This is a genomic window from Hydrogenophaga sp. PML113, from assembly GCF_001777155.1.
In the GTDB taxonomy this organism is placed as follows: domain Bacteria; phylum Pseudomonadota; class Gammaproteobacteria; order Burkholderiales; family Burkholderiaceae_C; genus Hydrogenophaga; species Hydrogenophaga borbori.
Genome location: NZ_MIYM01000003.1, coordinates 233,693 through 256,642, shown reverse-complemented (window position 1 = coordinate 256,642; position 22,950 = coordinate 233,693). Strand labels below are relative to the sequence as shown.

Here is a 22,950-nt window from a genome sequence, read left to right as displayed (position 1 = left end):
CGTTCGGGTGGATTCAGTGCGGCTCGGCCCGGCCGTCGAAGGCCAGCAGCAGCCAGCGCGTCAGATCGTGCATCGCCCCCAGCGCCGGCCCCTGTGGCTGCAGGCCGGGCGTGAAGCCCAGGGCCTGGAACCGCCCGGCCAGCGTGGCGTCGCTGGTGATGAGGTGCACCGGCACGTCCCACGGGGCGTCGCGCCCCGCCACGCCGCCGGGCGGCTGGTGGTCGCCGACGACGATCAGCACCAGTCCCTGGCCGGCCGTGCGCTCGAGGTGGCGCGCCAGCCATTGGAACTGGTAGCGCAGGCTGTCGGGATAGCCCGCGCGGCCCGATTGGCCCGAGGTGCCCGGGGGCGGGCCGCGCAGCGGATCGTCCAGCAGCGCCGGCAGCGGCTGGAAAGGCGCGTGCGTGCTCACCGTGGGGAACACCGCGAACACCGGCCGGCGCGTGGCGGGCGGTGCGCCCAGCTCCTGTTCGTGCAGCAGTGCCATGGCCACCTGGTCGGGGATGCGCCAGTAGCCGATGTCCGGGCCGCGGTAGCCCAGCTGGACGTCGTCGGCGAAGCGCTCGAAGCCGTAGAAGGCACCCTCGGGCCAGGCGCGCTTGATGCCGGGCATCCAGCCCACCGTTCGGTAGCCGTGCCGCGCAAAGAGGCTCACCAGCGTGGGCCGTTGGCTGGCCATCAGCAGGTTGTGAAGCGCCGGGTCGGTGATGGCGAGGCCCGACAGCAGGCTGGCGTGCGACAGCCACGAGGCGCCGCCGAAGGTGGCCGCGCGCACGCGGGCCGACAGCACGCGCCGCCCGCTGGCGTCGATGGCGGCCTGCAGCCGCTCGCGCGCCGGCGCCAGCGCGCCCGACAGGGCCGCGTCGTCCAGCGCGACGGCGCCGTAGGACTCCGCGAACAGCAGCAGCACGTCGGCCGCGCGCGCCCCGTCCGCGCCGCGCAGCGATTGCAGGTCGGTGTCGAAGGCCGGACCGGCGCCCAGCGCGGCCTCGCCGCGCCCCGGCCCCAGCACCTGGGCGAACAGCCTGGCCTGGTTCCACAGCGTGGGCGCGAGCGGCAGCGAGAAGAACCAGCGCGTGTCGCGCTGGCCGGGCACGTAGGCGGCGAAGCACAGGCCCAGCGCGGCGGCCGACAACAGGCTGCCGCGCCGCAGCGCCGGCCAGGCGGCCAGTGCCTGAGACAGCGCGTCGATGGCCCAGCGCGCCAGCGCCAGCAGCAGGGCCGCGCCCAGCGGCAAGGCCAGCGCCGCGAGGGCCACCTGCCACGCCGGCCAGGACCGCGCCGCCAGCGCCACCAGGTCGAGCGCATAGCGGCCGTCCCAGTAGAGGTTGACCGGGCGACCCATCATGGCGGGCGCGGTCACGTCGGCGTAGCGTGCCGCCGCCAGCGCCACGGCGCCCAGCGCCAGCCCCGTGGCCGCGCGCGCCGAGGGGGCGCCACGCCAGGCCACCCAGGCCGCCAGCAGCGCCAGGCCCAGGCAGAGCTCGAAGGACAGGCGCGGCATGAAACGCACGCCCAGGCCGGGCCACCGGTTTTCGAAGGTCAGCAGGGTGTTGAGCAGCACAAACGCCAGCGCGGCGCGGCCCGCGGTAACGGCCGTCATGGGGGCGCCTTCCCGCTTGCTTCACAATGGCCGGTTTTTTTTCCCGCCACAAGACCGCAGAAAGGACCTGGATGCTTCAATTCAAGAACAAGACGATCGATACCGCCATTTTCGATATGGATGGGACCATGTTCGACACAGAGCGACTGAGGTTCCGTACCCTGTCGCAGGCCGCCGAAGAACTGTTCGGCAAGCCTTTCACCGAGGATGTGCTCATGGGCTCGCTGGGCCTGAGCGCCACCAAGGCTGAAGAACTTGCCAAACAGCACTATGGAGCGGCCTTCCCGTACGCCGACATCCGCCGCCGCGCCGACGAGCTGGAGCTGCAGCATGTGCGCACGCACGGGGTGCCGGTCAAGCCCGGGCTGCTGCCGGTGCTGGAGCGCCTGCGCAAGTCGGGGCTGAAGATGGCGGTGGCCACCTCCAGCCGGCGCGCCATCGCCGAGGAATACCTCATCAACGCGAACATCTTCAAGTACTTCGACCTCTGCGTCTGCGGCGACGAGGTGAAGCAGGGCAAGCCGCACCCGGAGATCTTCCTGCGCGCCGCCGAGGCCCTGAACAGCCAGCCCGAGCGTTGCCTGATGTTCGAGGACTCCGAGAACGGCCTGCGTTCCGCGGCCGACGCCGGCGGCCTGGCCATCCTGGTCGAGGACATCAAGCCGCCGCGGCCGGCGGTGGCCGAGCGTGCCTTCGCGCGCTACGCCAGCCTGCGCGGCTTCCTGCAGGAGCTGGCGGCCTGCACGCCCCGGCTGCCCATGCCGGCCCTCACCGAGCCCTTCCCTCAGGCGGTCAACCAGCTCAAGGCCGGCATCCATGGCTTCGGCGCCATGGGCGGCGGCTATCTGGCGCAGGTGTTCTCGCACTGGGACGGCTACACCCGGCCGGGCGAGATCATCGCCTCCACCGGCAACGCGCTGCTGCGCGACGCCGTCAACGCCTTCGGCAAGTACAGCGTGCGCTACGGCAGCCTGGCCTTTGACCAGACCATCCAGCGCATGCGCCTGGTGGACGCGGCCGACGACGCGGCCGTCGCCGGCATGTACCGCGACTGCGAGATCGTGGCCCTGTGCCTGCCCGAGCAGGCCATGGTGGCCCAGGCCCCGGTGATCGCCCGGGGCCTGGCCGAGCGCTTCGCTGCGCACGGCCGCTCGCTGACGGTGCTGGTGGTGCTCAACAAGGTGGGCGGTGCGCGCTTCGTGCAGGCGCAGGTGGCCAGCGCCCTGCGCGAGCGGCTGCCGGCGCGCCAGGCCGAGCAGGCGCTGGAACGCACGCACTTCTGTGAGACGGTGGTCACGCGCATCGTCTCCAAGCTGTCCGAGGAGGCGCTGCTGCGCCAGCTGCGCATCAAGCACGACCTGTACGAGAAGAACGTCGCCGCCGTGCGCGAGGCTGCGCTGGAGACGGCGGCGCCGGACTACGGCATCGGCGACGACCAGGCCGAGGCGATCTCGCCCATCGTCAGCACCCTGCGCGACGCTGGCGCCCCGGCCAGCGCCCTGGCGCCGCTGCACCTGATCCTGTTCAACAGCGAGACCGACATGCCGCTGTACGCGCAGCGGGGCGGCGAGCTGCTGGAGCACCTGCGCCAGATCGACACCGTGGACGACATCGGCGAGGTCCAGGCGCTCAAGAACCGGCTGTGGAACGGCACGCACGCCATCATTGCCTGGTACGCGGCCTTGCTGGGCTACCCCACCATCGGTCACGCCATGGGCGATGTGCGCGTGCAGGCCCTGATGGACCATCTGCTGGACGTGGAACTCGCCCCCGCGCTCAGGGCCCGGTTCCCGGCGCTGGGGCCGCACCTGTCGGAATTCGTGCACACCTTCCGCCGCCGCTGCGCCCATGCCTTCAAGGACCCCTGCGCTCGCGTGGGCCGCGACCCGCTGCGCAAGCTGCAGCGCGATGAGCGAGTCTTCGGCAGCCTGGCGATGGCGCAGGCCCACGGCGTGCCTGCCTCGGGCCTGGCCTTCGGCGCGGCGCTGGCCGTGTGGTACGCGCTGCACCACCCCAATGCCCTGGAGGACGGCGAGTGCCGCACGATCCGCGAGATCCACGCGCGGGAGGGCTCGCTGCGCGGGGTGCTGTGCTGGCGGGGGGACTACCACGGCCAGGCCTTCGCCGGGCTGGACGCCGGCCGCGACGCGGCCCTGCTGGACGCCGTGCAGGCGCACTTCGACCGCCTGCTGGCCGACGGCGAGGCCTACCTCTCGGCGCCCGCCCTGGCGTGATCGCCCGGCGCGCGTGAACGCCCGACCGGCCGGTGGCGCGCGCCGCCGACCGGGCCGGGCCTTCACTGCCGCACCGCCTCGAACTCGATGATAAGCGGCACCTCGTCGCCCACCCAGCCGTTGGCCACCGCGTAGTTCATGCCGTAGGCGCTGCGCTTGAAACTGCCGCGCGCCGATACGCCCATGGTGTAGGGCTTGCGGCCCGGCCCGCCCAGAGGCGACTCGGCGCTCTTGTTCCAAGTGGCCTGCAGGGTGAGCGGCAGGGCCTTGCCCAGCAGCTCCAGCTGGCCGGCGACCTCGAACTGGCGCTCGCCGGTGCGCTTGGCGCCGCTGGCGGTAAAGACCATGCGCGGGAATTCGCCGCTGTTGAGGAAGTCCGGGCCCTTGAGGTGTTCGTCGCGCTTGCGCTGATTGGTGAAGACGCTGGCGGTCTCCACCTCGATGCGCACGTCCGTCAGCGTGCCGCTGGCCTCGTCGAAGCGGTAGCTGCCGCGCGCGGAGCGGAACAGGCCCAGCACCTTGGCATAGCCGATGTGCTCGACCAGGAAGGCGATGGTGATGTGGTCGGGGTCGAGCTCGTAGCGCGCGGCCTGGGCCATCGCGGCCGTGGGAGGGAGCAGCAGCGCGGCGGCCAGGGCGGCGCCGGCGGCCAGCAGGCGGCGGCGCGGGTGGGGGGGCAGGGGGGCGAAGGGGGCGGGGACGGTGTTCATGCGCGGGTCTCCGGGGCGGCGGCGCGCTGGCGCGCCAGGTAGACGATGTCGGTGCCGAACGAGGCGCCGAGCAGCAGCAGCGCCCCCGCCGCCAGGGCCGAGGCCAGCGGCGCCGGCACGCTGGGCCCCAGGCAGACGATGAGCGCGGTGATCTGCGCCACGCACACCGCCTGGCGGCGCACGCTGGGCGGCAGCGGGCCGCCCAGCCAGGGCCAGCACGCGGCGGCGGCCACGAAGGCATAGCGCATCAGGCCTGAGGCCAGCACCCAGGGCCCCGCCTGGCCGGCCTGCCAGACCAGGGCGCTGAGCGCCAGCAGGAAGGCCGCGTCGGTCTCCATGTCGAAGCGCGCGCCGAAGGGGCTGGCCAGGCCCTGGCGGCGGGCGAGGGTGCCGTCCAACGCGTCCAGCAGCGCGACCACCGTCGCCCAGGCGATCAGCGCCCAGCCACCCCCGGGCTGGGCCGAGGGCGGCGCGGCGGGCACGGCCTCGCCCAGCAGCGCGGCCACCAGCGCCATGCCGGCCAGGCGGCCCAGCGTGACGCGGTTGGCCGCGCCGAAGCGGCGGTGCGGGTGGCCACCCAGGGCCAGGCCGCGCCACACCAGCGCGGCGCCCAGGGCGTAGGCCAGCAGGGCCTTGAGCGGGTAGTCCAGGCCCAGTCCACCCCACAGGCCGATGCCGCCGGCCGCCAGCAGCAGCGCCAGCCCCGCGCCGGCCAGGGCGCGGGCGGCCTGCAGCCGCAGGGCCGGGTCCAGGGCCGGCGGGGCGAGGGTCGCGGCGGCGGGGTGCATGGCGTTGGCGCGAGGGGGCCTCTAAGATGAACGGCGAACCCTGAGGTTCCTCGTCTTGGCGCCTGGGCGCAAGCCCTGCTGTCCGGTCCGACCCACGCCACCGCCCACCACCTTGACCGCCGCCACCACCACCGCCACGGCCCAGGCCTGCTGGATCACCGGGCCCTTGCGCGCCGAGATCCGCGCGGAAACCCTGCCCCCCTTGCGCGAAGGCGAGGTGCGCGTGCGCGCCCTGCACAGCGGCGTGAGCCGGGGCACCGAGACCCTGGTGTTCCGCGGCGAGGTGCCCGCCAGCGAGGCCCGGCGCATGCGCGCGCCATTCCAGGCCGGTGAGTTTCCGGCGCCGGTGAAGTACGGCTACGTGAGCGTGGGCGTGGTCGAGGCCGGCCCGGCGCACCTGCGGGGCCGCGCCGTGTTCTGCCTGCACCCGCACCAGACCCTCTACCAGGTGCCCGCCGACGCCGTGGCGCCGCTGCCCGAGGGGGTGCCGCCCGCGCGCGCGGTGCTCGCGGCCAACCTGGAGACCGCCATCAACGCCCTGTGGGACGCCGCGCCGCGCCTGGGCGAGCGCATCAGCGTGGTGGGCAGCGGCACCCTCGGCCTGCTGGTGGCCTGGCTGGCGGCGCGCCTGCCGGGCTGCGAGGTGCAGGTGGTGGACACCGCGCCCGCGCGCGCCGAGGTGGCGCGCGCGCTCGGCGCCGGCTTCGCCCTGCCCGGGGCCGCGCGGCCCGAGGCCGATCTGGTCATCCACGCCAGTGGCCAGCCCGACGGCCTGTCCACCGCCCTGGGCCTGGCCGGTTTCGAGGCCACGGTGCTGGAGCTGAGCTGGTACGGCACCCGCGCGGTGCCGTTGCCGTTGGGCCAGGGGTTTCACGCGCAGCGGCTCACGCTGCGCAGCTCCCAGGTGGGGCAGGTGGCCACCGCGCAGCGCGCGCGCTGGACCCACGCGCGCCGGCTGGGGCTGGCGCTGTCCCTGCTGAAGGACCCGGTGCTGGACCGGCTCGTCACCCACCACGCGCGCTTCGACGAGCTTCCCCAGGTGCTGGCGCGCCTGGCCGGCGGCGACAGCGAGACCCTGTGCCAGCGCATCGACTACCCCGACTGACCCCCACCCCGATCCCACCGCATGTTCACGCTCACCGTCCGAGACCACTTCATGATCGCGCACAGCTTCCGCGGCGCGGTCTTCGGCCCCGCGCAGGCCTTGCACGGCGCCACCTACGTGGTGGACCTGGCCTTGCGCCGCCCGGCGCTGGACCCGGACGGCCTGGTGGTCGACATCGGCCTGGCCACGCAGCTGCTGCGCGAAGAGCTGGCGCGGCTGAACTTCCGCAACCTCGACGAGGCGCCCGAGTTCGCCGGCCGCAACACCACCACCGAGTTCCTGGCGCACGCCCTGTTCGAGCGCCTGGCGGCGCGCATCGCCGCCGGCGCGCTGGGCCCGCACGCGGTGCCGGGCGGCGCCACGGGCGGGCTGGCGGCGATGCGCGTGACGCTGAACGAATCGCATGTGGCCTCGGCTTCGTACGAGGCGGCGCTGCCCGCCGCCTGAGGGCCCCCACGCATGCCCGCCGCGCGCCACTGCCGGCTGCTGATCCCGGGCGACTGGCGCACGCTCACCGGCGGCTACCGGTACGACCGGCGGCTGGTCGAGTCGCTGCGCGCGCGCGGCGCCTCGGTGGAATGGCTGCGCCTGGACGGCGCCTGGCCCCGGCCCGACGAAGCCAGCCTGGCCGAGGCGCGCCGCGCCATCGCCGCGCTGCCCGATGGCGAGTGCGTGGTGGCCGACGGCCTGGCCTTCGGCGCACTGGGCGAGGTGGTGGCGCCGCACGCGCGGCGGCTGCGCTGGCTGGCGCTGGTGCACCACCCGCTGCACCTGGAAACCGGGCTGGACGCGGCCGCCGCCCAGGCGCTGCGCGAGCGCGAAAGCGCGGCCCTGCGGCACGCGCGCTGGGTGGTGGCGGTGAGCGGGCAGACCGCGCGGGACGTGGCCGAGCTGGGTGTGCCGCCGGACCGCATCACGGTGGTGGAACCGGGCAACGATGCGGTGGCGGCGCCGGGCTTCACCGCGGCCGGCGCGGGTGCGCCGGGCCGTGCCGGCCCGGAGGGCGGCGGCGTGCAGCTGCTCTGCGTTGCCACGCTCACCCCGCGCAAGGCGCATGCCGTGCTGCTGGACGCGCTGTCCGGCCTGCTGGCGCTCGACTGGACGCTGCACTGCGTGGGCAGCGCCGCGCGCGACCCGGCGCTGGCCGCCGCGCTGCACGCGCGCACCGCGGGCGGCCCGCTGGCGCAGCGGGTGCACTGGCACGGCGAGCTGAGCGCCGAGGCGCTGCAGGCGCGCTACGCCAGCGCCGACCTGTTCGTGCTGGCCTCGCTGCACGAGGGCTTCGGCATGGTCGTCAACGAGGCCCTGATGCACGGCCTGCCTATCGTGGCCAGCCGCGCGGGCGCGCTGGCGCAGACCGTGCCGGCGGGGGCCGGCCTGCTGGTGCCGCCCGGCGACGCGGGCGCCTGGCGGGCCGCGCTGGCCACGGCCATCGCCGACCGGACCTTGCGCGAACGCTGGGCCGACGCCGCGTGGCAGGCCGCGCGGGCGCTGCCGTCCTGGGACCAGCAGGCCGAGCGCTTCGAGGCCGTGCTGGACCGCGTGTGGGGGCTGGCGTGGTGAAGGCCCGCGGCGCGCGCTTCAGCGCCGGCTGGCTCGCGCTGCGCGAGCCCTTCGACGCGGCCGCGCGCGACACGGCCGCCGCGCGGCTGCTGCCACCCCTGCTGGCATGCCGGCCCGCCGACGGCCCCTGGCGCGTGATCGACCTGGGCTGCGGCACGGGCGCCAACCTGCGCTGGCTGGCGCCGCGCCTGGGCGGCGCGCAGCAGTGGCTGGTGCTCGACCACGACGCCGCGCTGCTGCGGCGATGGGCGTCGCAGCCCGGATTCGAACCGATCGCGGGCGACCGGCTGCGATGGCGGGACGGCGGCGTGGAGATCGTGCGCCGGCGTCTCGATCTCGCGCGCGATCTGCCCACGCTGCCCTGGCACGCGGCCCACCTGGTCACCGCCTCGGCCCTGCTCGATCTGGTGGGGGCCGATTGGCTGCGGCAACTGGCCGCGCTGGCGGCAGCGGCCCGCGTGCCGCTGCTCCTGTCGCTCAGCGTGGATGGCCGCCACCACTGGGGCCCGGCGGACGCGGACGATGGCGCCATCCAGCGCCTCTTCGCCGCCCACCAGCAAGGCGACAAGGGCTTCGGCCCCGCGCTGGGCGCGCGGGCGGTGCCGCGGCTGGCCGCTCGCCTGCGCGAGCAGGGCTACCGTGTGCGGCTCGCGCGCAGCGACTGGCGCATCGGGGGGGACGGCCTGGCCCTGCAGCGCGCGCTGATCGAAGGCATGGCGCGCGCCGCCGCCGAGCAGGACCCGTCGCAAGCGGCGCGGGTGGGGGCGTGGCGGCAGCGCCGCCTCGCGCTCGCGGCCACGGGGCGCGTGCGCGTGGGGCACCTGGAGCTGCTGGCGGTACCGGCGTAGCGCTCAGCCCAGCGCCGCGAGGTCCAGATCCCAGAGCATGTCGTCGCCCAGCACCACCAGGCGCGCGGGCGGGCGGGGGCACTCCGCCATCACCTCGCGCGCGGGCACGCGCAGGCCGCGCCGGCCGTCGCCCACCAGCACCGGCGCCACCGACAGGTGCAGCCGCTGCAGGACGCCGGCCGCGAAAAAGCGCGACACCGTGACGCCGCCGCCTTCCACGAAGAGCACGCGCAGACCCCGTTCGGCCAGCGCGGCGAGCAGGCGCCGCGCGTCGGGGCCGCGCGCTTCGCCGGGCCCCGCGCTCAGTCCGGCCACGGGCAGCACCTCGGCGCCGGGCGCGCCGCGGCCCAGGCGCTCGCGCGCCCGGGCCGCGTGGCGTGCGTCGCACAGCCACAGCGTGGGGGACTGGCCATCGCGCAGCGCGCGCGAGGTGCCGTCGAGCCGGGCCTCGGGGTCCAGCAGCAGGCGCACCGGGTTCGGGCCGGGCACGCGGCGCGTGGTGAGCTGGGGGTTGTCGATGGCCACCGTGCCGGCGCCCACCAGCACCGCGTCGCAGAGCGCGCGCAGGCGGTGCAGGTGCACCAGGCTGTGCGCCCCGTTCACGTAGTAGGAGTCGCCCGTCGCCGTGGCCACGAAGCCGTCGAGGCTCTGGCCCATCTGGGCCACCACCCAGGGCGCGCCGCGGGCGGCGCGCGCGTCGAGCAAGGGTTTGTAAAGATCGAAAAGGGCGGCGGCGCGGGCGCTCACCGGGCCCCGGATGCACCAGCCGGCATCCGCCCGCCAGGCCAGCGTGGCGCGCCGGGACGCCGGCACCGCGCGGCCCTCGCGCGCCGCCAGCACCTGCTCCCACAGGGCCGGCCAGTCGGCCGGCACGTCCGACAGCGCGGCCGAGCCGGGCTCGTTGGGGGCTGGGGCAGGGCGCGCGGACCGGGGGCTGGACGGCATGCGGCCATCATCGCATCGGGTTCGCCGAACGCCTACCCAGGGCCGGCCCCGATGGCGGCGCGGGCGCCGCTCACCAGCGCGGCGTGTAGTAGGGGTCGTCGCCGGCCGCGCCGGCGCCCGCATCGCCCGGCCACATGGCCTGCCAGCCCAGCGCGGCCAGCACGGGAATGGCCGCCAGCAGCGCCACCACCAGCGGCCGCCAGCGCCAGTGCCGCGCGGCCCCGGCCCGGCGGGCCAGCCACCAGGGCGCCGTGAGCGCGAGCAGCAGCAGGGCCGGCACGCCCGCCGGCACCTGCCCACTGAGCAGGTTGAGGCAGAGCAGGGCCAGGGCCGCGCTGGCCAGCGGCATCAGCGCGGCGGCCCCCACGCGCACCCCCGCGCGTGGTCCGGTCCAGGCCCACAGGCCCAGCACGGCGGTGGCGACGGCCGCCATCAGCGCCAGCTGCGCCAGCAGCAGCGAACCCGCCAGGACCCCCATGCCCACCAGGCCCATCAGCAGCACCGCCAAGGCCCCGGCCGAGCCGGCCGCTGCTGTGGGCTCGGCGCCCGGCGCTTCGGTGGACCACGCCAACACGCCCAGCGCCAGCGCGCCGCCGCCGGCCGCCAGCAGCAGGCGCAGCGGCGAGGCCAGCCCCAGCAGCCAGGCTGAGGCGGCGCCCCAGGCCAAGGCCGCCAGCAGCCAGGGCCACATCGGATGGTGGCGGGCGGCGGGGCGCGTGCTGGCCAGGGCCAGCGCGGGGACCATGGCCAACAGGCTCGCCAGCACCACCCAGGGCAGCTTGTGCGCCTGGCTGGACGCCGGCCAGCTCAGGCCGGGCCAGGCGGCCAGGGCCAGCACCAGGCCCAGCGCCGCGCCCAGCGAGACCCAGGGCCCGCGCGCGGTGCCCAGACCCGCACGCAGCGCGCCCAGGCAGGCCAGGCACAGCAGGGCCGGCAGCAGCAGGCTCTGGAAAGCGGGGTGGTGGACGAAGGAGGCCATCGCGGGCTGGCGGGACCGGGGTCCGCCATCATCCCACCGGCCCGCGCGGCTGCAAGGCCGGGCCGATCACCGCGAGGGTGGACGAGGCCGTGGCCACCAGCCGCCCGCTGGCCGCTTCCAGCAGACGGGCCTGGGCGAAAGCCAGGGCCTTGCCGCAGCGGTCCACGCTGCCGCTGGCGCGGTAGCGGCCGAGCGGCGCGGGCCGCAGGAAGGCGGTGCTCATATTCGTGGTGGCGCAGCTGCCTTCGGGCGGCAGTCGCGCCAGCGTGGCAAAGGCCATGGCGAAGTCCAGCATGGCGCTGAGCGCGCCGCCCTGCAGCACGCCCGTGCCTTGCACGAACAGGGCCTGGGGCTGGAAATCGATGGACACCGTGCCGGCTTCGCGGTCCAGCGCCACCAGCGTGGCGCCCAGGGCCAGGGCCATGGGGTTGGAGTCCACGGGCAGGGGCCGGGCGCCCTGGTCGAGGAAGCGCTGGATGAGCGCCTGGTCGGGGTTGCCGAAGCGGCTGGGGTTCATGGGGCGGGCTGGTCGCACACGGCGCGCGCGATGACTTCTTTCATGATTTCCGAGGTGCCAGCGTAGATGCGCTCGATGCGGGCGTCGACGTAGGCGCGGGCGATGGGGTATTCGGCCATGTAGCCGTAGCCCCCGTGCAGCTGCAGGCAGGTGTCGGTGACCCGGCCCAGCAGCTCCGAGTGCCAGAGTTTGCCCGCCGAGGCGTCGACCGCGTCCAGCCCGCCGTCCAGGTGGCGGGCGATGAGCTGGTCGCAGTAGGCCCGCCCGGCCTGCAGCTCGGCCCACAGGCCGGCGAGCTGGAATCGGGTGTTCTGGAAGTCGGCCACGCGCTGGCCGAAGGCCTGGCGCTGCTGCGTGTAGCGCACGGTGCCTTCAAAGGCCGCCTCGGCGCGCGCCTGGCACTGCACGGAGACCAGCAGGCGCTCCTGCGCGAGCTCCCGCATGAGGTAGCGAAAACCCTGGTTGGCCTCGCCCAGCAGGTGGTCCGCCGGCACGCGCACGCCGTCGAAGAACAGCTCGGCCGTGTCCTGCGCGTGCTGGCCGATCTTGTGCAGCTTGCGTCCGCGCGAAAAGCCGGGCGTGTCGGCCGTCACCACGAACAGCGAGACGCCGCGCGCGCCGCGTTCGGGCTCCGTCTTGCAGGCCACCACGACCACGTCGGCGTGATGGCCGTTGGTGATGAAGGTCTTCTGGCCGTGGATCACCCAGTGATCGCCGTCGCGCTCGGCCCGGGTGCGGATGCGCGCGAGGTCGCTACCGGTACCGGGCTCGGTCATGGCGATGGCGCCGACCCGCTCGCCGCTGGCCATGCCGGGCAGCACGCGCGCCTTCAGCGCGGGCGTGCCGTGGTGGGCGATGTAGGGCGCCACGATCACCGAGTGCAGTGGAAATCCCGGGCCGGTGGCGCCGATGCGGCCCAGTTCTTCGCAGACGATGAGGTCGTACAGCAGGTCGGCGCCCGGGCCGCCGTCGGCTTCGGGCAACCAGGCGCACAGCAGGCCCAGCTCGCCGGCGCGGCGCCACAGCTCGCGCGGCACGCCGTGCGCGGCCTCCCAATCGGCGTGGTGGGGCGCGATCTCGCGTTCGCAGAAGCGGCGCACCTGGTCGCGAAAGCTCTGGTGCTCGGGGCCAAACAGCGGCCGGCTGGCGTGGGGCATGGACAATCTCCTCGGGTGGTTGGCTTGAAACTGCTATTTTGTCAATTTTGGTTGACAAATACGACGGCTCTGCCACGCTCGCCCACCGAGTCCCGAGGAAACCCATGCCCAAGACCCCGACCGCCACCCCGCACAAGCAGTTGCTGCGCCACCTGCTGATGGCCCGATCCGACTGGATGGAAGCGCGCGTGGTGCAGGGGGCCCACCTGGAGGGCTACCCGCACCTCACCACCGCCATGAACCGCCTGTTCGCGCAGTTGGGCGGGCGCCCGCTGGGCCTGTCGGAGCTGGCGCGCCGGCTGGGCGTGTCGCGCCAGGCCGTGCACAAGCTCGCGCTGGAGGCCGAGCGCCTGGGCCTGGTGGAGTTCGTGCCGAGCGAGGAGGACGGCCGCGTCAAGCTGCTGCGTTTCTCGCAGAAGGGCTGGCGCATGTCCGAGGAAGCCGCCGCCGCCTTCGTGCGCATGGAGGAGGAGCTGGCCCGCCACATCGGCAAGGACAACGTGGAGGAGCTGCGCCGCATCCTGGCCTTGCCCTGGCCGGAAATGGGCGCGCCAGAAGGCGATTGACGGGCGACTAGGGAAAGCCCTGGCGCCGAAGCGCCCCAGGCGGGTTGACGCGTCCGGTGGACGGTTTGAGAATCCATTAAGTCAACCAAGGTTGACAATTTGAGTTCATCACACCGGAGACAAACCCATGCCCCTTCACCGCCGCCACCTCCTCGGCGCCGCCGGCGCCGGCTTGCTGCTGGGCGCCGCCCCCCTGGCCCGCGCCCAGGCCGCCGACACCGTGCGCCTCTTTGTCGGCTTCCCGGCCGGCACCACGCCCGACACCCTGGCCCGCAAGGTGGGCGAGAAGCTGGTGCAGGCCGGCCACGCCAAGGCGGTGGTGGTGGAAAACCGCGCCGGCGCGGGCGGCCAGCTCGGCGTGACCGCGCTCAAGGGCGCGCCGGCCGACGGCAGCCACTTGCTGCTCACGCCCATGTCCATGCTGGGCGTCTACCCCTTCACCTACAAGAAGCTGCCCTACGACCCGGCGGCCGACGTGACGCCGGTGAGCATGGGCGCCAGCTTCGACTACGGCATCGCCGTGGGCCCGGGCGTGCCGGAGAGCGTGAAGGACATCCCCGGCCTCATGGCCTGGTTCAAGGCCAACCCGGCCAAGGCCAACATCGGCTCGCCGGCCACCGGCTCCACGCTGCACTTCACCGCCGTGACGCTGGGCCGCGCCGCGGGCGTGGAGGTCACGCACGTGGGCTACCGGGGCTCCACGCCGGCACTGCAGGACCTCATCGGCGGCAGCCTGCCCGCGCTGTGCTCGCCGCTGGGCACCTTCCTCAGCCACATGACGCCCAACAGCAAGCTGCGCCTGCTGGCCAGCTCGGGCGCCAAGCGCAGCCGCTTTTCGCCGCAGGTGCCCACGCTGGCGGAGCAGGGCTTCAAGGATCTGGTGTTCGACGAGTGGTACGGCTTCTACCTGCCCGCCAAGGCGTCCGACGAGGCGGTGCGCCGCCTCAACGCGGCCTTGCACCAGGCGCTCAAGGCGCCCGAGGTGATCGAGACCCTGCACAGCGCGGGCATGGAGTCCAGCCCTTCGACGCCCTCGGAATTGGCCGCCGCACTGCAACGCGACATCAAAATCTGGGGGCCGATCGTCAAGTCCATCGGGTTCACGGCGGACAGCTGAGCGGCACCACCACCCACTTCCCGGGCGCACCGCACGCCCGGGACCAGCCTACGGAGACAAGACCCCCATGCTCAAACCCGGCCTGATGATGGACCGCCCGCTGCTGATCTCGGGCCTGTTGGAACACGGCGCCGCGCAGCACGCCACGCAGGAGGTGGTGTCGCGCGAGACGCACGGTCCCACGGTGCGCCTGAGCATCGCCCAGATCGCGCGGCGCGCGCGCCAGCTCGCCAACGCGCTGCGCGGCCTGGGCCTGCAGCCCGGGGACGCAGTCGCTTCCATCGCCTGGAACAACCACCGCCACCTGGAGGCCTATTACGCCGTCTCGGGCAGCGGCATGGTGATGCACACCTGCAATCCGCGCCTGCACCCCGAGCAGTTGGTCTACATCCTCAACCACGCCGAGGACCGCGTGGTGCTGTTCGACAGCACCTTCGCGCCGCTGGTGCAGGCCATCGCGGCGAAGTGCCCGCGGGTGCTGGCCTGGGTCTGCCTGAGCGAGCGTGAGCACCTGCCCGACACGCCGAGCCCGGCGGCGGCCACGCCGCTGGCCTACGAGGACCTGATCGCCGGCCAGCCCGACACCTTCGACTGGCCCGAGTTCGACGAGAAGACCGGCGCGGTGCTTTGCTACACCTCGGGCACCACCGGCCACCCCAAGGGCGTGCTGTATTCGCACCGCTCCATCGTGCTCAACGCCACCACCGCCTGCCTGCCCGACGTGCTGGGCCTGTCCACGCGCGAGAGCGTCCTACCCGTGGTGCCCATGTTCCACATCAACGCCTGGTGCATTCCGTACGCGGCCATGGTGGCGGGCGCGCGCATCGTGCTGCCCGGCCCGCGCCTGGACGGCGCCAGCCTGTATGAGCTGATGGAGGCCGAGAAGGTGACCATCAGCGCCGGCGTGCCCACCATCTGGATGGGCCTGCTGCAGCACGTGGAGCAGGGCGGCCTGCGCTTCTCCACCATGCATCGCACCTGCGTGGGCGGCTCGGCCATGCCGCGCGCGCTGATCGAAAAGTTCAACGAGGCCTACGGCGTGGAGGTGCGCCACGGCTGGGGCATGACGGAAACCACCGCCATCGCCACGCTCAGCAACCTGAGCGCCGCCGACTGGGAGCGACCGGCCGACGAGCGCCACGCCATCGTCGCGCGCCAGGGCAAGGTGGTCTCGGGCATCGAGATCAAGGTGGTGGACGAGCAGGGCGCCACGCTGCCGCGCGACGGCGTGTCGCAGGGCGAGCTGATGGTGCGTGGGCAGTGGATCGTGGAGCGTTACCACAAGGCCGATCGCACGGCCCTGGTGGACGGCTGGTTCCCCACCGGCGACATCGCCACCATCGCGCCCGACGGCGTGATGACCATCCGCGACCGCACCAAGGACGTGATCAAGAGCGGCGGCGAATGGATCAGCTCCATCGACCTGGAAAACGCCGCCGCCGGCCATCCGGCGGTGGCGCAGGCGGCGGTCATCGGCATCAAGCACCCCAAGTGGGACGAGCGTCCCCTGCTGCTGCTGGTGCGCAAGCCCGGTGCCGCGCTGGAGAAGCCCGAGATCCTGGCGTTCCTGGCCGAGCGCGTGGCCAAGTGGTGGGTGCCGGAGGACGTGGTCTTCCTCGACGCGCTGCCCGTGGGTGGCACGGGCAAGGTGCAGAAGAACGAGCTGCGCAAGCGCTACGGGGGCGTGTTCAGCGGCGGCTGAGGCCGGTGCGAACCGTCAGAAGCTGGCCCAACGCTCCGGGTCCACGCGGCGGGACCGGCGGCGCAGGCGCAAGGCGCCGACCAGCGCCACCACGGCCAGGCCTTCCGCGCCCCACCAGGCCAGCCGCCCCGTGCGCCAGGCAGCGACGGCGAAAGCCAGGCACAGGAGCACACCGGCGAACAGGGTCAGCGACAGGGACTTGAACGGGTTCGGCATGGGAGGCTCCGGCGGCGACGGGTGTTGGCGCCGATCATGGTTTCCCCCCGTGACAGCGGCAACACACCGGGCGGCGGCGCCGATTGCATATGAAACAATCCGCTGGATGGACCGGGCCTGGGCCCGCCCCCGGCCCACCCGCCGCATGTACCTACCGCCCCAATTCGCCGCCAAGGACCCCACGATCGCGCTCGAGCTGATGCGCGCGCACCCCTTCGCGCAGCTCATCTCCACCGACGATGAGGGCTTTCCCTTCGTCACGCCGCTGCCGCTGCACGTGCTGGAAGAGGGCGGCGGCCTCACCCTGCTCGGCCATGTGGCGAAGCCCAATCCGCAGGCCGAGCACCTGCGCGCCCGGCCTCAGGCGCTGGTGGTGTTCAACGGCCCGCAAGCCTACCTCACGCCGCGCGTCTACCCCGACCTGCAGCGCGTGCCCACCTGGAACTACCTGACAGTGCAGGCGCGCGTGCAGGTGGGCTTCATCGAGTCCTTCGAGGACAAGGACCGCCTGCTCAAGCACCTCATCCACGACCACGACCCAGCCTACGCCGAGCAGTGGCGTGGCCTGCCCGAGGACTTCCAGCAGAACATGATGAAGGGCATCCACGCCATGGAGCTGCGGGTGCTGGAACTTCGCTGCAAGGTGAAGCTCAACCAGCACCGCCGCGAATCCCACGCGGCGATGCTGCGCCTGTACGAACAGGGCGGCGAGCAGGCGCAGGCCCTGGCGGGCTGGATGCGCCGGCTCGGCCTGGGCACCCCCGACACATGAACGACCGTTCCGCGATGTTCCGCCGGCTGGCCGCGGGCGCGCTCGGCGCCGCGCTGGCCCCGCTGGCCTCGGCGCAAGGCGCCACCCCCGCTTCGGCCGCCTCGACTGGCGCCGCGCCGGCCGGCCTCGCCACCACCAGCGCCGTCGAGCGCCTGGTGAACCTGCCGCCGCCGGCCAGTGCCCTACCGCCCGCCCGGCCCACGCCCAACCCCACCCCGTTCGACGTGGCGGCGGCCGAGCTGCGCTGGCGCAGCAGCCTGCAGGCCTTTGCCGAACAGGACCGGCTGGCCCGTCCGCCGCCCGGTGGGGTGCTGTTCGTGGGCAGTTCCTCCATCCGCCTGTGGGACAAGCTGGAAGCGGCCTTCCAGCAGCAGCCGGTGGTGATCAAGCGCGGCTTTGGCGGCTCGCGCCTGGCCGACTGCGTGGCCTTCGTCGATCGGCTGGTGCTGCCCTACCAGGCGCGCCAGGTGGTGCTCTACGCCGGCGAGAACGACCTGGACGAAGGCGCCACGCCGGCCGAGGTGCTGTTGCGCTACGAGCGCTTCGTGCAACAGGTGCTGCAGGCGGCGCCGAACACGCGCATCGCCTTTGTCTCGATCAAGCCCAGCCCGGCGCGCGAGGCGCTGCTGCCCGCGATACAAACCACCAACCGGCTCGTCAAGGCCTACACCGAAGGCCACCCGCAGCTCGATTTCATCGACGTGTACGGCGCCATGCTGGACGAGGCCGGGCGGCCGCGGCCCGACCTGTTCGGCGCCGACCGCCTGCACCTCAACGCCACGGGCTACGGCATCTGGCGCGAGCTCATCGCGGCACGCCTGAAGCTCTGACGCGGCGGGCCGCCGCCCCGCCGCTCAGCGCAGCGCGCTGGCCAGGCGTGGGCGCCGGCGGCCGCCCTGGTCGCGCCACTGCGCCGCCAGGGCCACCGCGAACAGGCCGGCGAAGGCGGCGGCCAGCAGCAGGGCGTCGGTCTGCCGGGGCCGCAGGGTCTCGACCGAGCCGAAGAAGGCCAGGGTGAACAGCACGATCACCAGGTGGGCGCAGAACACCGGCAGCGACTGGCGGCCCAGCAGCTCCAGCGGGCGCGGGCGGGGCAGCGCCCGCCACAGGGGCGCACTGGCCAGCAGCAGGACGACCAGGGCCGCGCCATTGAGCAGGCGCAGCTGGCCCAGGGACCACTTGTCGAACAGCGCGGCCACGGCCGGCACGCCGGGCATCGGGTCCTGGCCCACCATGTGGCGCCAGAGCAGGGTGCTGCCGGCCAGCAGCAGCGCCGGTCCCCAAAGCCACCAGCGCACGCGCGGCCAGGGCTGGCGGCGCGTGCCCAGGCACAGACCGCCCACCCACAGCAGCTGCCAGGCGAAGAGGTGGAAGGCCCCCATGTCCTTGTAGGGCACGGGCCAGCCGGCCGACGCCGCCAGCCCGTGCAGGGCCGCGCCCAGGCCCCATTGCTCGGCCAGCCACAGCAGCAGGCTGGCGCAGAGCAGGCCGCGCCAGCCGTGGCGCCGGCCGTGCGCCAGCAGCCAGGGCGTGATCAACATGAACAGGATGTAGAGCGGCAGCACGTCCAGCAGCGGCGGGTTGTGCAGCAGCACCAGGGCCGCGCCCACGGCGCTGGCGGGGGCGATGAAGAAGTACTCCAGCAGGCCGGTGACGCCGCCCTGGTGGCGCACCACGCCCAGCCAGGCGATCAGGGTGAAGGCCAGCAGCAACAGGGCCAGCTGGCACAGGTACAGGCGGCCCGCGCGCCGCCACAGGCCGCCGCGCAGTTCGGCGAAGCTCTGCCGCTCGGCGCGCGCCCCGTACACGCGCCCGGCCAGCAGGGCCGACAGGAAGACGAAGCCCTCCGCCGCCGAGACGAAGCCGAACGGCTGGCTCAGCACCGGCGAGAAGCCGGTCGGCATGTGGGTGAGGGTCATGAGGACCAGCATGAGGCCGCGCAGCGCGTCGAGCTCCCACTGCCGGCCGCTCGCGCGGGGGGCGGTCATTTGTTGAGGGTTTTCCCTGGGCAACCCAGGATCATGCCAGAGCGCGAGGGCCCCAGGGGGCATTCGGCGCGCTCGCCTACACTCGCCCGCATGACGCCGAGCCCGGAACGCGACGAAGCCTTCATGCGCCTGGCGCTCGACGAAGCCCGCGCCGCCGCCCAGGCCGGCGAGGTGCCGGTGGGCGCGGTCCTGGTGAAGGACGGCCAGGTGATCGCCACCGGCCGCAACGCCCCCATCGCCTCACACGACCCGAGCGCGCACGCCGAGATGCTGGCCCTGCGCGAGGGCGCGCGGCGCCTGGCCAACTACCGGCTCGATGGCTGCACGCTTTATGTGACGCTGGAGCCCTGCGCCATGTGCAGCGGCGCCATGCTGCACGCGCGGCTGGACCGCGTGGTCTTTGGCGCGAGCGACCCCAAGACCGGTGCGGCCGGCTCCGTGATCGACCTGTTCGCCCAGGCGCCACTGAACCACCAGACCCAGGTGCGGGGCGGCGTGCTGGCCGAGCAGGGCGCCGAGCTGCTGCGCAGCTTCTTCAAGGAGCGGCGAATGAACCCCCACCCCCTGCGCGAGGACGCGCTGCGCACGCCCGATGCCGCGTTCGAGGGCCTGCCCGGCTACCCCTGGGCGCCCCGGTACCTGAGCGACCTGCCCGCGCTGGACGGGCTGCGCCTGCACTACCTCGACGAAGGCCCGCGCAACGCCCCGCTGACCTGGCTCTGCCTGCACGGCAACCCGGCCTGGAGCTACCTCTACCGCCACATGCTGCCGGTGTTCCTGGCGGCCGGTCACCGCGTGATCGCGCCCGACCTCATCGGCTTCGGCAAGAGCGACAAGCCCAAGAAGGACGCGGCCCACCGCTTCACCTGGCACCGCCAGGTGCTGCTGGAATTCGTCGAGCGGCTGGACCTGCGCGACGTGGTGCTGGTCGTGCAGGACTGGGGCGGTCTGCTGGGCCTGACCCTGCCGCCGGCCGCGCCCGGGCGTTACCGCGGCCTGCTGGTAATGAACACCACCCTGGCCACGGGCGACTCGCCGCTGTCGCCCGGCTTCCTGGCCTGGCGCGAGATGTGCGCCAGCAAGCCCGAGTTCTCGGTCGGCCGCCTGTTCGCGCGCGGCAACCCGCAGATGAGCGAAGCCGAGTGCGCCGCCTATGACGCGCCGTTCCCCGACAAGGGCCACCGCGCGGCGCTGCGCGCCTTCCCGCCCATGGTCCCCGAGTTTCCCGACAGCGACGGCGCCGCCGTCAGCCGCGAGGCGCGCCGCTTCTGGCGCGAGCAGTGGCAGGGGCGCAGCCTCATGGCCATCGGCCAGCAAGACCCGGTCCTCGGCGAGCCCGTCATGCGCGCGCTGCGCGAGCAGATCCGAGGCTGCCCCGAACCCCTGCTGCTGGCCCAGGCCGGCCACTTCGTGCAGGAACACGGCGGGCCCATCGCGCGCGCGGCGCTCGCGCATTTTTCATCCCCGAACCCATGAGCCACATCTACATCTACTCTCCCGCCAGCGCCGTGCGCGACAAGGCCGCGTTCCGCCGCGGCGTGCAGCGCCTCAAGGCCTTGGGCCACGAGGTCGAGATCGACACCGACGCCCTGCGTGCCCACATGCGCTTCGCGGGCGACGACGCCACGCGCCTGGCCGCCATCGGCCGCGCGGCGGCCAGCGGTGCCGACGTGGCCCTGATCTCGCGCGGGGGCTATGGGCTCACCCGCCTCCTGCCCGAGCTGCCCTACAAGGCCCTCGCCAAGGCGATCGAAAAAGGCACGCGCTTCGTCGGCCTGAGCGACTTCACCGCGCTGCAGCTGGCGCTGCTGGCCAAGACCGGCGCCAGCACCTGGGCCGGCCCGGCGCTGGGCGAAGACTTCGGCCCCGAGGTCGAGCCCGACGAGATCATGCTGGCCTGTTTCGGCGACCTGCTCGATGGGTCGGCCGAGGGCTCGGGCTGGACGCTGCCGGCGGCCGACGCCCCGGCCCACGCCGCCAAGCCGAAGCGGCACGTGCGCGAGGCCACGCTGTGGGGCGGCAACCTGAGCGTGCTGTGTTCGCTGGTCGGCACGCCATACCTGCCGGCCGTGAAAGGCGGGGTGCTGTTCCTGGAAGACGTGGGTGAGCACCCGTACCGGCTGGAGCGCCAGCTCACCCAACTGCTGCTGGCGGGCGTGCTGGACGCGCAGAAGGCCGTGCTGCTGGGGGCGTTCAACCGCTTCAAGCCGGTGCCGGGCTACGACCGGGGCTTCTCGCTCAAGACCGTGACGCAATGGCTGCGCTCGAAGACCAAGACGCCCATCTACACCGGGCTGCCGTTCGGCCACGTGCCCACCAAAGTGCTTCTGCCCGTGGGCCGCACGGTCGATCTGGTGGTGGAGGGGCGCGACGCGCTGATCTTCTGGGGGCATGAGCCCCATGGGCACCACGGGCATTGAGCCCGGAGGCACCACGGAACCGGCTTCGTCGGGCCGCCGGTGCCGTCCCTTGCGGGGGACGCGCGAAGCGCGGCGGGGTGGGGCTTACACCCGCCGGATGCGCGAAGCGTCGATCAGGGCCTTGGGCACCAGGCCCTGGAACACCGGCGAGAGGCTTTGCACGCGGTGAACCGCCAGCGCCTCGCCGTGCACGCGGCTCAGCACCGCGACCAGTTCGCCGCGCGCATACCAGAGGCTGTGCGCGTCGTGCATGAACTTCAGCCGGCGCTTGAGCGAAGGGTTCAGGCGGGCGCCTTCTTCACCCAGCACGGCCAGCATGGCCTCACGCACCGGCTCCAACTCGTCCTCGTCGTCCGCGCGCGCGCTCGGCCCTAGCAGGGCCGAGATGCTGTTGCGGAGACTGGGCTTGAACCAACGCATGACCGTGAGAGTTCCATCACAGGAAAGGGCTGGCCAGAATACGACCTGAAGCATGTCGATGCAATCGTGCAAGTCTTGATACGGCAAAAAAAACAACAGCAAATCATGTGCTTAGCGCGGGAGTTTCATGGACTACCTCAATTTAGTAATCCTTTTGCACTCATTGTTGGCTGGGTGCCACAACCCGGTCGGCCTTTCGGGGCGCACAAACGCCACTTGCATCGGTTGAGGATGTAACGGTCTGCGAGAACCGCCATGCTCTAATCGCCCGCAGGTTTTCCCAGCCCCATGCCCGAACTCACGATCGCCTTCGTCGACCTCACCGGTAGCACGTCCGTGTTCGAGACACTGGGCAACGACCGGGCCACCAAGGCGGTCACCAAGTTGACGCAGTGGATCGGCGCACGCGGCCAGGCGAACGGCGGTACCGTGGTCAAGATGCTGGGCGACGGGGTGCTGCTGGCCTTCGCCGACAACCGCGCCGCGGTTGATTCCATGGTGCAGATCCAGCAGGAGCACGCCAAGCGCGTGCAGCAGTGGCCGGCCCACCTCAAGCTGCTGATGCAGATCGGCCTGGCGCGCGGCTCGGTGGTGTGGGTGGACGGCGACTGCTTCGGCGACGCGGTGAACCTGGCCTCGCGCCTGAGCGACCTGGCCGGCCCGGAACAGATCTTTGCCAGCGACACCGTCATCCAGTCGCTCGGGCCGCGCTCGCTGGTGCGCAACCGCAGCCTGGGTGCCATGCGCATCAAGGGCAAGGTCGACACCTGCGAGGTGTTCCGCATCGAGTGGCAGGCGGACATGCAGTCCGAGTTCCTCACGGTGCCGGCCGACCTGCACGCCATCACGCCCAAGGACGACTCCGATTTCGCGGGCATCGAGCTCGCCTGGCTGGACGCCACGCGCACCTTCAATTCCAGCGACCTGCCGCTGCGCATCGGCCGCGTGCCCGAGGCCAGCTTCGTGGTGAGCGACCCGCGCGTCTCTCGCATGCACGCCACCATCGGCATGGTCTCCGGCAACTACGTGCTGGAAGACGTGAGCAGCTACGGCACCTGGGTGCGTTTCGCGGGCAGCGAGTCGGTGGTGCAGTTGCGCCGCCAGGACTGTGTGCTGCACAGCGACGGCGAGATTTCCCTGGGCGCGCCGTTCTCCGATTTCAGCGCCCCCACCGTGAGCTTCAAGCTCATGGACGGCAGCATGGCGCTCGCCCGCAGCGCCGCCGCCAGCGCGCGCTGAGCGCACTGGGCGCGCCGCGCGCCTGCGTGACAGCACCCGCGCCGCCGGGTCATCGGACGGG

23 protein-coding genes are annotated in these 22,950 nt (G+C 73.2%); 13 read left to right on the top strand and 10 right to left on the bottom strand.

Annotated features, from left to right (window positions below; all coding sequences use genetic code 11):
• Window positions 1–13: 13 nt before the first annotated feature.
• Window positions 14–1,603 carry a hypothetical protein gene (locus BHU06_RS07245; protein WP_070398485.1) on the bottom strand — a complete coding sequence of 530 codons (1,590 nt, stop codon included), beginning with the start codon at window positions 1,601–1,603 and terminating at the stop codon, window positions 14–16.
• 26 nt (window positions 1,604–1,629) lie between these two features.
• Between BHU06_RS07245 and mtlD the strand changes: the two genes are divergently transcribed.
• A complete protein-coding gene (gene mtlD / locus BHU06_RS07240; protein WP_353744344.1) occupies window positions 1,630–3,837 on the top strand; it encodes a bifunctional mannitol-1-phosphate dehydrogenase/phosphatase in 2,208 nt (735 codons plus the stop codon).
• A 62-nt stretch (window positions 3,838–3,899) separates the two neighbouring features.
• On the opposite strand, the gene BHU06_RS07235 is transcribed toward mtlD, so the two are convergent.
• On the bottom strand, window positions 3,900–4,547 hold the full coding sequence (locus tag BHU06_RS07235) for a YceI family protein (RefSeq protein ID WP_070398483.1): 648 nt from the start codon (window positions 4,545–4,547) through the stop codon (window positions 3,900–3,902).
• Window positions 4,544–5,335: a CDP-alcohol phosphatidyltransferase family protein gene (locus tag BHU06_RS07230; RefSeq protein ID WP_070398482.1), complete on the bottom strand. Its 792-nt coding sequence runs from the start codon at window positions 5,333–5,335 to the stop codon at window positions 4,544–4,546. The genes BHU06_RS07235 and BHU06_RS07230 overlap by 4 nt, the downstream gene beginning before the upstream one ends.
• 112 nt (window positions 5,336–5,447) lie before the next feature.
• Between BHU06_RS07230 and BHU06_RS07225 the strand changes: the two genes are divergently transcribed.
• From BHU06_RS07225 to BHU06_RS07210, 4 genes are read left to right on the top strand one after another with little or no spacing between them, the layout of a single operon-like run.
• A complete protein-coding gene (locus BHU06_RS07225; RefSeq protein ID WP_070398481.1) occupies window positions 5,448–6,440 on the top strand; it encodes a zinc-binding alcohol dehydrogenase in 993 nt (330 codons plus the stop codon).
• A 21-nt stretch (window positions 6,441–6,461) separates the two neighbouring features.
• Complete coding sequence (locus BHU06_RS07220) at window positions 6,462–6,887, top strand: 6-carboxytetrahydropterin synthase (protein WP_070398480.1); 426 nt, start codon at window positions 6,462–6,464, stop codon at window positions 6,885–6,887.
• 12 nt (window positions 6,888–6,899) lie between these two features.
• Entirely contained in the window at window positions 6,900–8,003 is a 1,104-nt protein-coding gene (locus tag BHU06_RS07215) for a glycosyltransferase family 4 protein (protein ID WP_070398479.1), read from the top strand.
• Window positions 7,997–8,851 carry a class I SAM-dependent methyltransferase gene (locus BHU06_RS07210; RefSeq protein WP_139146981.1) on the top strand — a complete coding sequence of 285 codons (855 nt, stop codon included), beginning with the start codon at window positions 7,997–7,999 and terminating at the stop codon, window positions 8,849–8,851. Before BHU06_RS07215 ends, BHU06_RS07210 begins: the two co-directional genes overlap by 7 nt.
• A 3-nt stretch (window positions 8,852–8,854) precedes the next feature.
• On the opposite strand, the gene BHU06_RS07205 is transcribed toward BHU06_RS07210, so the two are convergent.
• The 4 genes from BHU06_RS07205 to BHU06_RS07190 all read right to left on the bottom strand — a co-directional run bounded on the left by BHU06_RS07205 (window position 8,855) and on the right by BHU06_RS07190 (window position 12,449).
• Window positions 8,855–9,796, bottom strand: a complete 942-nt coding sequence (locus BHU06_RS07205; RefSeq protein WP_083293029.1) for a RibD family protein — start codon at window positions 9,794–9,796, stop codon at window positions 8,855–8,857.
• Window positions 9,797–9,866: 70 nt separating this feature from the next.
• Window positions 9,867–10,775 carry a hypothetical protein gene (locus BHU06_RS07200; protein WP_070398478.1) on the bottom strand — a complete coding sequence of 303 codons (909 nt, stop codon included), beginning with the start codon at window positions 10,773–10,775 and terminating at the stop codon, window positions 9,867–9,869.
• A gap of 28 nt (window positions 10,776–10,803) precedes the next feature.
• Window positions 10,804–11,292 carry a PaaI family thioesterase gene (locus tag BHU06_RS07195; protein ID WP_070398477.1) on the bottom strand — a complete coding sequence of 163 codons (489 nt, stop codon included), beginning with the start codon at window positions 11,290–11,292 and terminating at the stop codon, window positions 10,804–10,806.
• A complete protein-coding gene (locus tag BHU06_RS07190; protein WP_070398476.1) occupies window positions 11,289–12,449 on the bottom strand; it encodes an acyl-CoA dehydrogenase family protein in 1,161 nt (386 codons plus the stop codon). Before BHU06_RS07190 ends, BHU06_RS07195 begins: the two co-directional genes overlap by 4 nt.
• A 104-nt stretch (window positions 12,450–12,553) precedes the next feature.
• On the opposite strand from BHU06_RS07190, the gene BHU06_RS07185 reads away from it, so the two are divergent.
• The 3 genes from BHU06_RS07185 to BHU06_RS07175 all read left to right on the top strand — a co-directional run bounded on the left by BHU06_RS07185 (window position 12,554) and on the right by BHU06_RS07175 (window position 15,834).
• Window positions 12,554–13,015 carry a MarR family winged helix-turn-helix transcriptional regulator gene (locus tag BHU06_RS07185; protein WP_070398475.1) on the top strand — a complete coding sequence of 154 codons (462 nt, stop codon included), beginning with the start codon at window positions 12,554–12,556 and terminating at the stop codon, window positions 13,013–13,015.
• Window positions 13,016–13,142: 127 nt separating this feature from the next.
• The gene (locus tag BHU06_RS07180) at window positions 13,143–14,132 is read left to right on the top strand and encodes a Bug family tripartite tricarboxylate transporter substrate binding protein (protein WP_070398474.1); all 990 of its coding nucleotides are present in this window, start codon (window positions 13,143–13,145) and stop codon (window positions 14,130–14,132) included.
• 67 nt (window positions 14,133–14,199) lie between these two features.
• Window positions 14,200–15,834: a long-chain-fatty-acid--CoA ligase gene (locus tag BHU06_RS07175; RefSeq protein ID WP_070398473.1), complete on the top strand. Its 1,635-nt coding sequence runs from the start codon at window positions 14,200–14,202 to the stop codon at window positions 15,832–15,834.
• Window positions 15,835–15,849: 15 nt separating this feature from the next.
• On the opposite strand, the gene BHU06_RS22415 is transcribed toward BHU06_RS07175, so the two are convergent.
• The gene (locus BHU06_RS22415; protein ID WP_070398472.1) at window positions 15,850–16,050 is read right to left on the bottom strand and encodes a hypothetical protein; all 201 of its coding nucleotides are present in this window, start codon (window positions 16,048–16,050) and stop codon (window positions 15,850–15,852) included.
• Between the two features lie 145 nt (window positions 16,051–16,195).
• Between BHU06_RS22415 and BHU06_RS07165 the strand changes: the two genes are divergently transcribed.
• Window positions 16,196–16,822, top strand: coding sequence for an FMN-binding negative transcriptional regulator (locus BHU06_RS07165; RefSeq protein ID WP_070398727.1), 627 nt, complete (start codon window positions 16,196–16,198; stop codon window positions 16,820–16,822).
• Complete coding sequence (locus tag BHU06_RS07160) at window positions 16,819–17,652, top strand: SGNH/GDSL hydrolase family protein (protein WP_070398471.1); 834 nt, start codon at window positions 16,819–16,821, stop codon at window positions 17,650–17,652. Before BHU06_RS07165 ends, BHU06_RS07160 begins: the two co-directional genes overlap by 4 nt.
• A gap of 24 nt (window positions 17,653–17,676) precedes the next feature.
• On the opposite strand, the gene opgC is transcribed toward BHU06_RS07160, so the two are convergent.
• Window positions 17,677–18,810, bottom strand: a complete 1,134-nt coding sequence (gene opgC, locus BHU06_RS07155; RefSeq protein ID WP_070398470.1) for an OpgC domain-containing protein — start codon at window positions 18,808–18,810, stop codon at window positions 17,677–17,679.
• A gap of 90 nt (window positions 18,811–18,900) precedes the next feature.
• Here opgC and tadA point away from each other — a divergent pair, with 90 nt between their 5' ends.
• Complete coding sequence (gene tadA / locus BHU06_RS07150) at window positions 18,901–20,286, top strand: tRNA adenosine(34) deaminase TadA (RefSeq protein ID WP_070398469.1); 1,386 nt, start codon at window positions 18,901–18,903, stop codon at window positions 20,284–20,286.
• Entirely contained in the window at window positions 20,283–21,230 is a 948-nt protein-coding gene (locus BHU06_RS07145; RefSeq protein WP_070398468.1) for an LD-carboxypeptidase, read from the top strand. The genes tadA and BHU06_RS07145 overlap by 4 nt, the downstream gene beginning before the upstream one ends.
• Window positions 21,231–21,314: 84 nt before the next feature.
• On the opposite strand, the gene BHU06_RS07140 is transcribed toward BHU06_RS07145, so the two are convergent.
• Window positions 21,315–21,650: a hypothetical protein gene (locus BHU06_RS07140; protein WP_070398467.1), complete on the bottom strand. Its 336-nt coding sequence runs from the start codon at window positions 21,648–21,650 to the stop codon at window positions 21,315–21,317.
• Window positions 21,651–21,938: 288 nt separating this feature from the next.
• Here BHU06_RS07140 and BHU06_RS07135 point away from each other — a divergent pair, with 288 nt between their 5' ends.
• Window positions 21,939–22,889 (top strand): adenylate/guanylate cyclase domain-containing protein, encoded by a 951-nt coding sequence (locus tag BHU06_RS07135; protein ID WP_070398466.1) that lies wholly within the window; start codon window positions 21,939–21,941, stop codon window positions 22,887–22,889.
• Window positions 22,890–22,950 lie beyond the last annotated feature (61 nt).

What these genes read in the sequence shown, in the direction of transcription:
- BHU06_RS07245 (WP_070398485.1), bottom strand. Translation starts at nt 1,603, where the DNA reads ATGACGGCCGTTACCGCGGGCCGCGCCGCGCTGGCGTTTGTGCTGCTC.
- mtlD (WP_353744344.1), top strand. Translation starts at nt 1,630, where the DNA reads ATGGCCGGTTTTTTTTCCCGCCACAAGACCGCAGAAAGGACCTGGATG.
- BHU06_RS07235 (WP_070398483.1), bottom strand. Translation starts at nt 4,547, where the DNA reads ATGAACACCGTCCCCGCCCCCTTCGCCCCCCTGCCCCCCCACCCGCGC.
- BHU06_RS07230 (WP_070398482.1), bottom strand. Translation starts at nt 5,335, where the DNA reads ATGCACCCCGCCGCCGCGACCCTCGCCCCGCCGGCCCTGGACCCGGCC.
- BHU06_RS07220 (WP_070398480.1), top strand. Translation starts at nt 6,462, where the DNA reads ATGTTCACGCTCACCGTCCGAGACCACTTCATGATCGCGCACAGCTTC.
- BHU06_RS07215 (WP_070398479.1), top strand. Translation starts at nt 6,900, where the DNA reads ATGCCCGCCGCGCGCCACTGCCGGCTGCTGATCCCGGGCGACTGGCGC.
- BHU06_RS07205 (WP_083293029.1), bottom strand. Translation starts at nt 9,796, where the DNA reads ATGCCGTCCAGCCCCCGGTCCGCGCGCCCTGCCCCAGCCCCCAACGAG.
- BHU06_RS07200 (WP_070398478.1), bottom strand. Translation starts at nt 10,775, where the DNA reads ATGGCCTCCTTCGTCCACCACCCCGCTTTCCAGAGCCTGCTGCTGCCG.
- BHU06_RS07195 (WP_070398477.1), bottom strand. Translation starts at nt 11,292, where the DNA reads ATGAACCCCAGCCGCTTCGGCAACCCCGACCAGGCGCTCATCCAGCGC.
- BHU06_RS07190 (WP_070398476.1), bottom strand. Translation starts at nt 12,449, where the DNA reads ATGCCCCACGCCAGCCGGCCGCTGTTTGGCCCCGAGCACCAGAGCTTT.
- BHU06_RS07185 (WP_070398475.1), top strand. Translation starts at nt 12,554, where the DNA reads ATGCCCAAGACCCCGACCGCCACCCCGCACAAGCAGTTGCTGCGCCAC.
- BHU06_RS07180 (WP_070398474.1), top strand. Translation starts at nt 13,143, where the DNA reads ATGCCCCTTCACCGCCGCCACCTCCTCGGCGCCGCCGGCGCCGGCTTG.
- BHU06_RS07175 (WP_070398473.1), top strand. Translation starts at nt 14,200, where the DNA reads ATGCTCAAACCCGGCCTGATGATGGACCGCCCGCTGCTGATCTCGGGC.
- BHU06_RS22415 (WP_070398472.1), bottom strand. Translation starts at nt 16,050, where the DNA reads ATGCCGAACCCGTTCAAGTCCCTGTCGCTGACCCTGTTCGCCGGTGTG.
- BHU06_RS07165 (WP_070398727.1), top strand. Translation starts at nt 16,196, where the DNA reads ATGTACCTACCGCCCCAATTCGCCGCCAAGGACCCCACGATCGCGCTC.
- BHU06_RS07160 (WP_070398471.1), top strand. Translation starts at nt 16,819, where the DNA reads ATGAACGACCGTTCCGCGATGTTCCGCCGGCTGGCCGCGGGCGCGCTC.
- opgC (WP_070398470.1), bottom strand. Translation starts at nt 18,810, where the DNA reads ATGACCGCCCCCCGCGCGAGCGGCCGGCAGTGGGAGCTCGACGCGCTG.
- tadA (WP_070398469.1), top strand. Translation starts at nt 18,901, where the DNA reads ATGACGCCGAGCCCGGAACGCGACGAAGCCTTCATGCGCCTGGCGCTC.
- BHU06_RS07145 (WP_070398468.1), top strand. Translation starts at nt 20,283, where the DNA reads ATGAGCCACATCTACATCTACTCTCCCGCCAGCGCCGTGCGCGACAAG.
- BHU06_RS07140 (WP_070398467.1), bottom strand. Translation starts at nt 21,650, where the DNA reads ATGCGTTGGTTCAAGCCCAGTCTCCGCAACAGCATCTCGGCCCTGCTA.
- BHU06_RS07135 (WP_070398466.1), top strand. Translation starts at nt 21,939, where the DNA reads ATGCCCGAACTCACGATCGCCTTCGTCGACCTCACCGGTAGCACGTCC.